Source organism: Anaerobacillus alkalilacustris, from assembly GCF_001866005.1.
Classification (GTDB): domain Bacteria; phylum Bacillota; class Bacilli; order Bacillales; family Anaerobacillaceae; genus Anaerobacillus; species Anaerobacillus alkalilacustris.
This window is the reverse complement of record NZ_MLQR01000027.1, coordinates 196,348-209,192: the sequence shown is the minus strand read 5'-3', so window position 1 is coordinate 209,192 and position 12,845 is coordinate 196,348. Positions and strand designations below refer to the sequence as shown.

General features: G+C 36.7%; 13 protein-coding genes, 1 rRNA gene and 1 riboswitch. Of the genes, 13 read left to right on the top strand and 1 reads right to left on the bottom strand.

Features of this window, described 5'->3' with window-relative positions:
- Window positions 1-65 precede the first annotated feature (65 nt).
- A 5S ribosomal RNA gene (gene rrf / locus BKP37_RS10460) occupies window positions 66-181 on the top strand.
- 362 nt (window positions 182-543) lie between these two features.
- On the opposite strand, the gene BKP37_RS10455 is transcribed toward rrf, so the two are convergent.
- Window positions 544-1,104: a maltose acetyltransferase domain-containing protein gene (locus tag BKP37_RS10455; protein ID WP_071309531.1), complete on the bottom strand. Its 561-nt coding sequence runs from the start codon at window positions 1,102-1,104 to the stop codon at window positions 544-546.
- A gap of 596 nt (window positions 1,105-1,700) precedes the next feature.
- Between BKP37_RS10455 and BKP37_RS10450 the strand changes: the two genes are divergently transcribed.
- The 12 genes from BKP37_RS10450 (at window position 1,701) to purN (ending at window position 12,840) form a co-directional block, all read left to right on the top strand.
- The gene (locus tag BKP37_RS10450; RefSeq protein ID WP_139193104.1) at window positions 1,701-2,240 is read left to right on the top strand and encodes a DUF2179 domain-containing protein; all 540 of its coding nucleotides are present in this window, start codon (window positions 1,701-1,703) and stop codon (window positions 2,238-2,240) included.
- Between the two features lie 8 nt (window positions 2,241-2,248).
- Complete coding sequence (locus BKP37_RS10445) at window positions 2,249-2,452, top strand: NETI motif-containing protein (protein ID WP_071309530.1); 204 nt, start codon at window positions 2,249-2,251, stop codon at window positions 2,450-2,452.
- A gap of 83 nt (window positions 2,453-2,535) precedes the next feature.
- A riboswitch (purine riboswitch) is annotated at window positions 2,536-2,637 on the top strand.
- Window positions 2,638-2,841: 204 nt separating this feature from the next.
- Complete coding sequence (gene purE / locus BKP37_RS10440) at window positions 2,842-3,330, top strand: 5-(carboxyamino)imidazole ribonucleotide mutase (protein ID WP_071309529.1); 489 nt, start codon at window positions 2,842-2,844, stop codon at window positions 3,328-3,330.
- Between the two features lie 5 nt (window positions 3,331-3,335).
- Window positions 3,336-4,469 carry a 5-(carboxyamino)imidazole ribonucleotide synthase gene (purK, locus tag BKP37_RS10435; protein WP_071309548.1) on the top strand — a complete coding sequence of 378 codons (1,134 nt, stop codon included), beginning with the start codon at window positions 3,336-3,338 and terminating at the stop codon, window positions 4,467-4,469.
- Window positions 4,470-4,473: 4 nt separating this feature from the next.
- Window positions 4,474-5,769, top strand: coding sequence for an adenylosuccinate lyase (purB, locus tag BKP37_RS10430; protein WP_071309528.1), 1,296 nt, complete (start codon window positions 4,474-4,476; stop codon window positions 5,767-5,769).
- A 77-nt stretch (window positions 5,770-5,846) separates the two neighbouring features.
- Window positions 5,847-6,566 (top strand): phosphoribosylaminoimidazolesuccinocarboxamide synthase, encoded by a 720-nt coding sequence (gene purC, locus BKP37_RS10425; RefSeq protein WP_071309527.1) that lies wholly within the window; start codon window positions 5,847-5,849, stop codon window positions 6,564-6,566.
- The gene (gene purS, locus BKP37_RS10420) at window positions 6,559-6,813 is read left to right on the top strand and encodes a phosphoribosylformylglycinamidine synthase subunit PurS (RefSeq protein ID WP_071309526.1); all 255 of its coding nucleotides are present in this window, start codon (window positions 6,559-6,561) and stop codon (window positions 6,811-6,813) included. Before purC ends, purS begins: the two co-directional genes overlap by 8 nt.
- The gene (gene purQ, locus BKP37_RS10415; protein ID WP_071309525.1) at window positions 6,810-7,493 is read left to right on the top strand and encodes a phosphoribosylformylglycinamidine synthase subunit PurQ; all 684 of its coding nucleotides are present in this window, start codon (window positions 6,810-6,812) and stop codon (window positions 7,491-7,493) included. Before purS ends, purQ begins: the two co-directional genes overlap by 4 nt.
- Complete coding sequence (gene purL, locus BKP37_RS10410; RefSeq protein ID WP_071309524.1) at window positions 7,477-9,693, top strand: phosphoribosylformylglycinamidine synthase subunit PurL; 2,217 nt, start codon at window positions 7,477-7,479, stop codon at window positions 9,691-9,693. The genes purQ and purL overlap by 17 nt, the downstream gene beginning before the upstream one ends.
- Entirely contained in the window at window positions 9,678-11,099 is a 1,422-nt protein-coding gene (purF, locus tag BKP37_RS10405) for an amidophosphoribosyltransferase (protein ID WP_071309523.1), read from the top strand. The genes purL and purF overlap by 16 nt, the downstream gene beginning before the upstream one ends.
- A 116-nt stretch (window positions 11,100-11,215) precedes the next feature.
- The gene (purM, locus tag BKP37_RS10400) at window positions 11,216-12,256 is read left to right on the top strand and encodes a phosphoribosylformylglycinamidine cyclo-ligase (protein WP_071309522.1); all 1,041 of its coding nucleotides are present in this window, start codon (window positions 11,216-11,218) and stop codon (window positions 12,254-12,256) included.
- Window positions 12,253-12,840, top strand: a complete 588-nt coding sequence (purN, locus tag BKP37_RS10395; RefSeq protein ID WP_071309521.1) for a phosphoribosylglycinamide formyltransferase — start codon at window positions 12,253-12,255, stop codon at window positions 12,838-12,840. The genes purM and purN overlap by 4 nt, the downstream gene beginning before the upstream one ends.
- The last annotated feature ends 5 nt before the right edge of the window (window positions 12,841-12,845 follow it).

Sequence of the window (12,845 nt, the reverse complement as noted above, 5' to 3'; positions counted from 1 at the left end):
CTCAAGAATCTTAAATGTATGTTATCTAGTTTTGAAAGAATGATTTCTTTCAACTAAATATATTATCTAGTGGCGATAGCGAAGAGGTCACACTCGTTCCCATGCCGAACACGATCGTTAAGCTCTTTTGCGCCGATGGTAGTTAGGGGCTTCCCCTTGTGAGAGTAGGACGTTGCTAGGTAAGTTAAAGAACACATTCCAATGGAGTGTGTTCTTTTTGTTTTCGGAACTTACATTTCAGGTTAAGTGGTGCTGCATCTGTGCGTCTACAAGCAAATGCTTCGAAGTAAGCTTCGTCGTCGCAAAGTAGCATGTAATTAATTTTGGTGAAGTAACTCACGATGAGATTGAAGTAAGCCGCAAGATGAGAAATACTAAAAGTAAAAACATTATTTTGATTAAACCCAGAAGTTTGTCTGCTTTCGCTTCCTCTTAAGCTTCTTGAATGCAAAACGGTAGCATAACAAGGTTGTACTTTCACAACGACTATATACAAACCGGTCACGAAAGTATTATCGTGACCGGAAATAAGTTTTAACTTAATTAAGTGAAAATTTTCTTAATTATTCTTGCGGGATTTCCTCCTACAACAACATTATCAGGTACATCCTTCGTTACGACTGCTCCTGAAGCAATAACTACATTATTTCCTATAGTAACTCCAGGATTAATTATGGCTCTACCTCCAATCCACGCATTATTGCCAATAGTAACAGCTTTTCCAAACTCTGCTCCGGAATTACGTTCGAAAGGGTTTAGAGGATGTGTAGCTGTATAGATATGCACACCTGGTGCAATAAAACAATTATCCCCTATTCGAACTTCACAAACATCTAGAATAACGCAATCAAAGTTAGCATAGAAGTTGTCACCTACATGGATATTGTATCCGTAGTCACAACGGAAAGTTGGCTCGATGTATAAGTTGCCCCCAGTTGAACCGAATAACTCTTTTAAAAGTCTTAAACGTTCATTTCCTTCGGTTTCTAAAGTTTGGTTGTAAATTCTTGTTTTTCTTCGTGCATGTTCACGATCTATAACTAACTCTTGGTCACCAGCATTGTAAAGTTCTCCAGTTAACATTTTTTCTTTTTCTGATTTCATTTTTCAATCTCCTACAAGTAAATATATTTTGACCTTAATTTTACTACAACAAAAAGTATTTTATAATTAGAGATGCGAAAGAAATTGGAGCAGAAGGATCATCTACTTATAAAGTCTTAGCGATTTAATTATCTTAACATTAGTAAATTAATGGCTAACTGTTCTTTTTATTTAAAGATAAAGAAAATCTACTCATTTGAGTGAATTTCTATTTACTAAAAACGAGCTCATAAATCTTTATTTAGTAACGAACGGTTCAAAGTAACTAGATAAGTTTCTTAATGAAAACAAAAAATTATGAGATTACAATGAATGAATATATTGTACACTTTGATTGATTAAGTATAACTAGAAGTGTTTTTAAAAAAACTTATTCGCAGATAAAAGTGCTTCAAACATTAAAACAACAAATAGTTTTTCAAAGGGACGTAAGGAATTGGATATCCTATTAATGAAACATAACATTTTCTTTTCATTCATTACTATTCATGTTATCCTTAACAGGATTTCGAAGAGTGCTAAAGCACTATCAAATAGGTATGAGGTGTAGAAGGACTAGTATTCTTTCGATTAATTTTAATAAAGGAGGGTATACAATGATTGAGTCAATTTTAAATACTGCACTAGGAATGATTGTAATCATTTTAGCAATTAATATCGTTTATGTGACTCTGTTTACGATACGTATGATCTTCACACTAAAGGGTCAACGTTACTTTGCCGCTTTAACAAGTATTGTAGAGGTAATTATTTATATTATAGGACTTGGGTTAGTGCTTGATAATTTAAATCGAGTAGAGAACCTAATAGCATACGCAATTGGTTATGCTATAGGTGTTTTAGTAGGAATGAAAATAGAGGAAAAATTGGCATTAGGTTATATTACGGTAAATGTAATTACGAAGGAGTACGAACCAGATATACCTAACGTTTTAAGAGATAAAGGTTATGGGGTTACCAACTGGGTTGCGTATGGACGTGAAGGTGAGCGTATGATGATGGAAATTTTGACTTCAAGAAAATCAGAAAAATCACTATACAAAACTATTAAAGACTTAGATCCTAAAGCCTTTATAATCTCGCACGAACCGAAGACTTTTTTTGGTGGCTTCTGGCTTAAAGGAATTCGGAGGTAGATTAAGTAATGGAGAAAAAACTAAAAAAGAAAAAGTTTTTCGTAGAGGAAGGCGAGACGATTTCTCAATGTTTAGTAAGAATGGAAAAAGAAGGATACTCTCCAATTCGGAGAATGGAAGAACCTGTTTTCCATGAAATAAAAAAAAATGGAAAACTTGAAAAGGAAGTAATAAAGCAAAGCATCGTATTTGAAGGGAAGTTAATAGATTAAAAACGAACGATGTAAGCGTGTTAACCAAAAAACGTTCGATTTTTCATTGACAAATCTTCTTACAAACTGCTAAGATAAACTTGAAAAGAATACGTGATTTTCCTCATATAATATTGGGAATATGGCCCAGAAGTTTCTACCTAATGACCGTAAATCATTGGACTATGAAGGAAAGCAATATACTTGTAGTTTACTGGGGCATTTAAATTAATTAAACGTTTATTTAATTTGTGTAAGAGTTAAATTCTCTTTATCAAAGACCCCCATTTCTATACATTTAACTACAAATATAAGTCCAAGGATTGCTTTCTTCCATAAAGAATCAATACTTGGACTTTTTATTTTGGACAGAATAAAAATAGATTAAAGCTAATTTATAGGAGGGTTTTATGTCTAAGCCATTAGTTGGTGTAATCATGGGAAGTACTTCTGATTGGGAAACGATGCAACATGCCTGTAATGTTCTTGATGAATTAAAGGTTCCTTATGAAAAAAAGGTTGTTTCAGCTCACCGCACTCCTGATCTGATGTTTAGTTATGCAGAAAGTGCAAAAGATAGAGGGTTAAAAGTCATTATAGCAGGTGCGGGTGGTGCTGCTCATTTACCTGGGATGGTAGCAGCGAAGACCACTTTACCGGTTATCGGTGTACCAGTTCAATCTAAGGCACTTAATGGTCTAGATTCTTTACTTTCCATAGTACAAATGCCTGGTGGAATACCAGTAGCAACCGTTGCTATCGGGAAAGCTGGAGCTGAAAATGCGGGTCTTTTAGCTTCACAAATGTTAGCAACTCAATTTTCAACTATCGATGAAGCGGTACAAGCTAGAAGAGAGGCAATAACGAAACGAGTGTTAGAAAGTAGTGAAGATCTGTGAGAGAAATGATCTTACCCGGAAGTACAATTGGTATTTTAGGTGGCGGGCAGTTAGGAAGAATGATGGCAATCTCAGCGCGAGAGATGGGGTATGGAATAGCCGTACTTGAGCCAAATGAAAATTCTCCATGCGGACAAATCTCTGACCTTGAAATTTTAACTGCTTATGATGATTTAGCTGGGGCAAAACAGCTCTTAGATAACTGTGATGTATTAACATATGAATTCGAAAATATAGATAGCTACACGGCTAATTGGCTTGAACAAAATGGAAATTTGCCTCAAGGAAGTAACTTACTTTCAACTACACAACACCGTGGTAAAGAAAAAAAAGCAATTGAAGCAACCGGAGTTAAAGTTGCTCCGTACCATCTAATTATGACAAAGGAAGATTTATTAGAGGGCGTTAAGAAGTTAGGTATACCTGCCGTTTTGAAAACTTGCAGAGGTGGATATGACGGAAAAGGACAATTTGTCATTAGAAAAACTGAGGATATTGAAAAAGCATATAAAGAGTTATCTACTCGCGGTGAACTCGTTTTAGAAAAATGGATTACTTTTGAAAAAGAGTTATCTGTAATTGTATCTAGAAATAAAGCGGGGGAATCAAAAACTTTTCCTGTCACTGAAAATATTCATGAAAATAATATTTTGCATATGTCAATTGTTCCTGCTCGAGTTACTGAAGAAACGATCGGTAAAGCCGAACAGGTTGCGCTTCATTTAGCACGAAGCTTTGAACTAGTAGGAACTTTGGCTGTAGAAATGTTTTTAACACCTACAGGAGAAATTTATGTTAATGAATTGGCACCTAGACCGCACAATTCAGGGCATTACACAATCAATGCTTGTGAAACGTCCCAATTTGATCAACACATACGAGCAATCTGTAACTGGCCTTTAGGTAATACAAATTTACTTAAGCCGGCTGTTATGGTTAATATATTAGGGGAACATATACCACAAGTACTACAAAGTGTACCAAACATGGAGCAATGTCATCTTCACCTTTACGGAAAAGAAGAAGCAAAGCAAGGAAGAAAGATGGGACATTTAACAGTGCTTGGCACTACTATAGATGAAGCAATGAAAATAGTAGAAGCATTACAAATTTGGAATGAAGAAAAGATGGGGGTTTAAACAAATGATTGAACGTTATACGAGACCGGAAATGGGAGCGATTTGGACAGATGAAAATCGTTTTAAAGCTTGGTTAGAGGTAGAAATCGTGGCTTGTGAGGCTTGGGCTGAATTAGGAGACATCCCAAAGGAAGATGTAAAAAAAATTAGAGAAAATGCTTCCTTTGATATTAAACGTATTTTAGAAATAGAAGAAGAAACAAGACATGATGTTGTAGCTTTTACCAGAGCGGTCTCAGAAACGCTCGGTGAAGAAAGAAAGTGGGTTCATTACGGCTTAACTTCAACAGATGTTGTTGACACGGCTATTTCATATTTATTAAAGCAAGCAAATGAAATTTTAGAAAATGATATTAAAAACTTTATTGAGATTTTAAAAAATAAAGCAATTGAACATAAAGACACCGTAATGATGGGACGTACTCATGGTGTTCATGCTGAACCTACAACGTTCGGATTAAAGCTTGCTTTATGGTATGAAGAAATGAAACGTAACCTAGAAAGATTTAAGCAAGCTGCAGAAGGTGTACGTGTAGGAAAGATTTCTGGAGCTGTTGGTACGTATGCAAACATTGATCCTTTCGTTGAGCAATATGTTTGTGAAAATTTAGGGCTTGAGCGTGCTTCAGTTTCTACACAAACCCTACAGCGTGATCGTCATGCTAACTATATCGGGACACTCGCTTTAATTGGTGCTTCAATTGAAAAAATGGCTGTAGAAATTCGAGGTCTTCAAAAAAGTGAAACGCGTGAAGTCGAAGAGTTCTTTGCTAAAGGTCAAAAAGGATCTTCAGCAATGCCTCATAAGCGTAACCCGATCGGTTCTGAAAATATGACTGGACTAGCTCGTGTTTTACGTGGCCATATGGTTACTGCCTATGAAAATGTTGCACTTTGGCATGAAAGAGATATTTCTCATTCTTCAGCAGAAAGAATTATCATTCCAGATGCAACAATCGCCCTAAACTATATGTTAAATCGCTTCGGAAATATCGTGAAAAACTTAACGGTATTCCCAGAAAATATGAAGCGTAATATGACGAGAACATACGGATTAATCTACTCTCAACGTGTTCTTTTATCTCTTATTGATAAGGGAATGGTTCGTGAAGAAGCTTACGACTTAGTACAACCAAAGGCAATGGAAGCTTGGGAGCGTGGAGTTCAATTCCGTGAACTTGTACAAGCAGATGAAAAAATTACATCTTTACTAAGTGAAGAAGAGATTAACGATTGTTTCGACTATAATCACCACTTAAAACATGTAGATACAATTTTTGAAAGAGTAGGATTGAAGTAATTTACAATTGAAGAGTGTAGAACGGTCTTAAATGTTAAGTGTTCTGCACTCTAAACCAAGATTTTGGAGGGCGAAACGTGAATAAAAATGGGCTTTTATACGAAGGCAAAGCAAAAAAGATTTATCAAACCGATGATCAAGATGTTTTGTGGATAGAATACAAAGACGATGCCACTGCTTTTAATGGGGAAAAAAAGGATAAAATTGCTGGTAAATCTAGATTGAATAATCTAATTACTTCCCAAATCTTTCAAAGCTTAAAGGAAGCGGGAATTAATAACCATTTTATTGAAAATCTATCAGATACTGAGCAGCTAGTGCGTAAAGTAACGATCATTCCGCTTGAAGTAGTTGTTCGTAATGTAGCAGCTGGAAGCCTTTCAAAGAGACTTGGTTTAGAGGAAGGCATTCAATTAAATACAACTATTGTAGAACTGTACTATAAAGATGACGCGCTTGGTGATCCTCTAATAAATGAAGATCATATCCGTCTATTAGATATAGCATCCCCAGAACAATTAGAGATCATGAAAACTAACGCACTAAAGGTTAATGAGTTTTTATTAGAGTTATTTAAGGAAATAAATGTTCGGTTAGTCGATTTTAAATTAGAATTTGGAGTTACAGAGAGTGGAGAGGTTTTACTAGCTGATGAAATTTCTCCCGACACATGTCGTCTGTGGGATATGGAGACAAACCAAAAGTTTGATAAAGATTTATTTCGACGAAACCTTGGCAGCTTAACAGAAGGATATGAAGAAATTTTAACAAGACTAGGAGGAACATCAAATGTTTAAAGTAAAGGTTTTTATCACGTTAAGAGAAAGTGTTCTCGATCCACAAGGAAGTGCTGTAACAACATCGCTTCATGCTCTTACGTATGACGAAGTACAAGATGTACGTATCGGTAAGTATATGGAGTTAACATTAAAGAAAAATGAAAAAGATGTTGATGCTCGTGTTAAAGAAATGTGTGAGAAGCTATTAGCTAATACAGTTATTGAAGATTATCGTTATGAAATTGAGGAGGTTATTCCTTCATGAGATTTGCATGTATCGTTTTTCCAGGGTCAAACTGTGATGTAGATATGTACCATGCTATTCGTGATGAACTTGGAGAAGAAGTAGAGTATGTTTGGCATTCTGAAACGGATTTAGATCGATTTGATGCTATTCTTCTACCTGGTGGTTTCTCATATGGAGATTATCTTCGTTGTGGAGCGATTGCTCACTTTTCAAACGTAATGGAGTCAGTGAAAAAAGCAGCTGAAGCAGGAAAGCCAGTACTAGGAGTTTGTAATGGATTTCAAGTTCTTGTCGAATCAGGTTTACTACCTGGTGCATTGATTCGTAATAAAAACCTTAAGTTTATCTGTCGTCCTGCTACTCTTGTTGTTGAAAATAATGAAACGATGTTTACTTCTGGATATGAAAATAAACAAGAGATTGTTATTCCTGTTGCTCATGGTGAAGGGAATTATTACTGTGATGATGAAACGTTAAAAGCTTTAGAAGCTAACAATCAAATTGTATTCCGTTATAAAAACAACTTTAATGGATCTATTAATGACATTGCAGGAATTACGAACGAAAAAGGTAATGTTCTTGGTATGATGCCTCACCCTGAACGCGCTGTAGATCAATTAATTGGTAGCGCCGATGGTCTGAACTTATTTAAATCAATTTTAAGAAACTGGAGGGAAGCACATGTCCTTAACGTTTAAAGAACCAACAGCAGAAATGATTAAAGAAAAACGTCTCTATGCCGACATGGGCTTAAATGATGATGAGTTTCAATTAGTTGAAAAAATTCTTGGTCGCCTTCCGAATTGGACAGAAACTGGATTGTTTTCTGTTATGTGGAGTGAACACTGTTCTTATAAGAATTCAAAAGTATTACTAAAGAAATTCCCTATCACTGGAGAGAGAGTACTTCAAGGGCCAGGAGAAGGAGCGGGTATCATCGATATTAACGATGATCAAGCCGTAGTTTTCAAAATTGAGAGTCATAACCATCCATCAGCGATTGAACCATATCAAGGTGCAGCAACTGGTGTGGGGGGAATTATTCGTGACGTTTTCTCAATGGGTGCCCGTCCAATTGCTTTATTAAATTCACTTCGCTTCGGTGAGTTAAAAACTCCGAAGGTTAAGTATTTGTTTGAAGAAGTAGTAGCTGGAATTGCTGGCTACGGTAACTGTATCGGTATCCCAACTGTTGGTGGAGAAGTTCAATTTGATCCTTGTTATGAAGGAAATCCACTAGTAAATGCAATGTGTGTTGGTTTAATTGATCATAAAGATATTCAAAAGGGTCAAGCAAAAGGTGTTGGAAACTCAGTTATGTACGTTGGCGCAAGTACTGGTCGTGATGGTATTCATGGTGCAACGTTTGCTTCTGAAGAATTAGATGAAGATTCAGATGCAAAGCGTCCAGCAGTTCAAGTTGGAGATCCTTTTATGGAAAAACTTCTTCTTGAGGCTTGCCTTGACCTAATTAAGTCAGATGCATTAGTAGGTATTCAAGACATGGGGGCCGCTGGGCTTACTTCTTCTTCAGCAGAAATGGCGAGTAAGGCAGGATCTGGGATTGAATTAAACTTAGATGAAGTTCCACAACGTGAATTAGGAATGACTCCATATGAGATGATGTTGTCAGAATCCCAAGAGCGTATGTTAATTGTTGTAAAAAAAGGCCGTGAAGCAGAAATTCAAGAAATTTTTGATCGCTGGGGCTTATTATCTAAAATTGTTGGTAAAGTAACTGATGATAAAAAGCTTCGTCTAATTTTTAAAGGTGAGGTCGCGGCTGAAGTACCAGTAGATGCATTAGCAGAAGATGCACCAGTGTATCATAAACCATCACGTGAACCTGAATATTTCCGAAAGTTCCAACAACAAGAAGAGGTTGTACCAAAAGTAAATGACGTGAAAGAAACGTTATTAAGCTTATTGGCTCAACCGACAATCGCTAGTAAAGAATGGGTTTATGACCAATATGATTATATGGTTCGTACTAATACAGTTGTATCGCCAGGTTCTGATGCGGCAGTACTTCGTATTCGTGATACAAATAAAGCACTAGCAATGACGACTGATTGTAATTCTCGTTATTTATATCTAGATCCTGAAATGGGTGGGAAAATTGCAATCGCTGAGGCAGCTAGAAACCTTGTTTGTTCTGGGGCAACTCCTCTTGGTGTAACAGACTGTTTAAATTATGGTAATCCAGAAAAACCTGAGATTTTCTGGCAACTTGAAAAGTCTACTGACGGATTAAGTGAAGCATGTCGTGTTCTTGAAACACCTGTTATCGGTGGAAATGTTTCTCTTTATAATGAAAGAAGTGGAGTAGCTGTTTATCCAACTCCAGTTATTGGTATGGTAGGTCTTATTGATCATTTAGATTACATTACAACACAAAGCTTTAAAAATGTAGGAGACCTTATTTACTTAATTGGTGAAACGAAACCTGAATTTGGTGGAAGCGAGCTACAAAAACTACTAGAAGGTGAGATTTCTGGTAAGTCTCCAAGTATTGATTTAGACGTTGAAAAAGAACGCCAACAACAGTTATTAACGGCCATTCGTTCAGGTGTAGTTGCATCAGCTCATGATGTTGCTGAAGGTGGTCTTGCTGTGGCAGTTGCTGAATGTATGATGGACGGAAATGTTGGTGCTAAAGTTTCAATTAGCGGTGAGGCTGTAACAGCACTATTTGCAGAGAGCCAAAGTCGTTTTGTTGTTTCTGTTTCAAAAGATAAAAAAGCAGAATTTGAACGCTTAGTAAATGCAACTTGCATCGGTGAAGTAGTTGAATCAGGTCTTACAATTGTAAATGATAGTGGTGAACCTGTTATTCAAGCTGCAACAAAAGAATTGCAAGAGGCTTGGAAAGGAGCTATTCCATGTTTGCTGAAATAAAAGGTCTTAATGAAGAGTGTGGAGTCTTTGGAGTATGGGGACATCCTGATGCTGCACAAATAACATACTATGGATTGCACAGCCTTCAACATCGTGGCCAAGAAGGAACTGGAATCGTTGTTACTGATGGTGAAACTATAAATATCCATAAAGGTCTTGGACTAGTAACCGAAGTGTTCTCTAAAGGAGAAATTGAGACGTTACATGGGAAGGGTGCAATTGGTCATGTCCGTTACTCCACTGCTGGTGGTGGTGGCTTGGCTAATACTCAACCCTTATTATTTAAATCGCAAACAGGCAGTTTAGCATTAGCTCATAATGGAAATTTAGTAAATGCAAATAAGTTAAAACTTCAACTTGAAGAACAAGGAAGTATATTTCAAACGACTTCAGATACAGAAGTACTAGCACATTTAATTAGACGTAGCAGTGATTTACCGCTTGATGAGAGAATGAAAAATGCTCTAAAACAAATTGAAGGTGCTTTTGCTTTCATGGTTATGACTGAAAATCAATTAATGGTTGCTCTCGACCCGAATGGACTGCGCCCACTTTCCATCGGCCGTTTAGGAGAAGCTTATGTATTTGCGTCAGAAACATGTGCTTTTGATGTTGTGGGAGCTACATTTGAACGGGAAGTAAAGCCAGGAGAATTAATCATTATAAATGAAGAAGGTCTTCGTTCGGAACGCTTTGCAGAACCGATTCACCGCACAATCTGCAGCATGGAGTACGTATATTTTGCTCGACCTGATAGCAATGTAGATGAAATTAATGTTCATAGTGCTAGGAAAAGTCTAGGTAAGCAACTGGCTATAGAATTTCCTGTAGAAGCAGATGTTGTTACTGGAGTCCCTGACTCAAGTATTTCAGCAGCGATAGGTTATGCTGAAAAGTCAGGTATTCCGTATGAGTTAGGTTTAATTAAAAATCGTTACGTAGGTAGAACGTTCATTCAACCTTCACAGGAACTTCGTGAACAAGGTGTGAAAATGAAGCTTTCTGCAGTACGTGGTGTTGTAGAAGGAAAACGTGTGGTAATGATTGACGATTCTATAGTACGTGGTACGACAAGTAGAAGGATCGTTACCTTGTTAAGAGAAGCTGGTGCAACAGAAGTTCATGTTCGTATTAGTTCACCACCAATTACAAATCCTTGTTATTATGGAATTGATACGTCAACAACGTCTGAACTTATCGCATCTTCACACAGCATTGAACAAATCAGACAAGAAATTGGTGCGGATACCCTCGCTTTCTTAAGTGTAGAAGGTTTATTGAAAGGAGTAGGTAGAAGTACTGATCAAGTTAACAACGGTCAGTGTCTCGCTTGCTTTACAGGAAAGTATCCTACTGAGATCTATCGTGGAAACAAAAATGAAGAAACAAAATTAGTGAAATGCTAATTTAAAAATATAGATTATTGAATGTAGAGTTTAGAATGAATAGGGTTGAGAAAGGTATTGATGCGCTTCTCAGCCCAATTCTACATTCTCCATTTACATTTAACTTGGAGGTAACTATGTCTAGTGCATATAAACGAGCAGGAGTAGATATTGAAGCAGGATATGAAGCTGTGGAACGTATGAAAAAGCATGTGAAAAAGACAATCCGTCCTGAAGTTTTAGGTGGTTTAGGTTCTTTTGGAGCGATGTTTAACCTTACTAGTTTTAAGCATTTAAACGAACCTGTTTTAGTATCTGGTACAGACGGTGTAGGAACGAAATTAATGCTAGCATTTATGCTTGACAAACATGACACAATTGGAATCGATGCAGTAGCAATGTGCGTGAATGACATCGTTGTTCAAGGGGCTGAACCACTTTACTTTCTAGATTATATTGCTTGTGGGAAGGCTGAACCAGTAAAGATTGAAGCAATCGTAAAAGGCATTGCAGATGGTTGTGAGCAAGCAGGGTGTGCTCTTATTGGTGGCGAAACAGCTGAAATGCCAGGTCTTTACGGTAATGATGAGTATGACCTTGCAGGTTTTTCTGTAGGTATTGTAGATAAATCAAAATTATTAACAGGCGAAAAGATTAACGAAGGTGACGTTATTGTAGGACTTTCTTCTAATGGCCTACATAGTAACGGTTTTTCTTTAGTGAGGAAAGTACTTTTAGAAGAAAGTAACTTAGATTTACAAGAGCAATATGGTAACCTTGAAAAGTCATTAGGTGAAGAACTGTTAACACCAACACGAATTTATGTGAAGCCAATTTTAGAAGTACTTAAAAAGTTTAATTTAAAAGGTCTTTCTCATATTACTGGTGGTGGTTTTTATGAGAATATACCTAGAACCTTACCTTCTGGTTTAGGGGCAGAGATTGACTATGGGTCATGGCCAATTCAACCGATTTTTGACCTAGTGAAAGAAAAAGGCGAGATTACTTTTAAAGACATGTTCTCAACTTTTAACATGGGAATTGGAATGGTTATGGTTGTCTCTGAAGAGGAAGCTGTATCTGCTATTAAAGAGCTTGAGAACCTAGGAGAAAAAGCATATATTATTGGTCGTGTCTGTAAGGAAGAGGGAGTTCACATTGGAGGATTAGCAGAATGAGAAAGATAGCTGTTTTTGCATCAGGAAGTGGTACGAATTTTCAAGCCATTATCGATGCTACTTTAAGTGGACATTTGAAAGCAGAGATTGCTTTACTCGTCTGTGACAAACCTAATGCGTTAGCTATTGAAAGAGCAGAAAAGCATAATATTGAAGTTTTTCAATTTCTTCCGAAAAACTATGAGAATAAAGAAGCCTTTGAAAATGAAATTTTAAATAAATTGCAAGCTTTAAATGTTGAGTGGATTGCTCTAGCTGGTTACATGAGACTAATCGGTCCAACGTTACTAAAAGCTTATGAAGGCAGAATTATTAATATCCACCCTTCGTTGCTTCCGTCTTTTCCTGGAAAAGATGCGATTGGACAAGCCTATGATGCCAAAGTAAAAGTAACGGGTGTAACAATTCATTTCGTAGATGAAGGAATGGATACAGGTCCAATTATTGCTCAAGCACCAGTTTTCATTGAAGAAAATGATTCTATTGAAGAAGTTCGTTCGAAAATTCAAACAGTTGAACATAAGCTTTACCCTGAAGTATTGGAAAATGTATTAAATAAACAGAAAGTCGAAAGAGAGGTTTAACAACA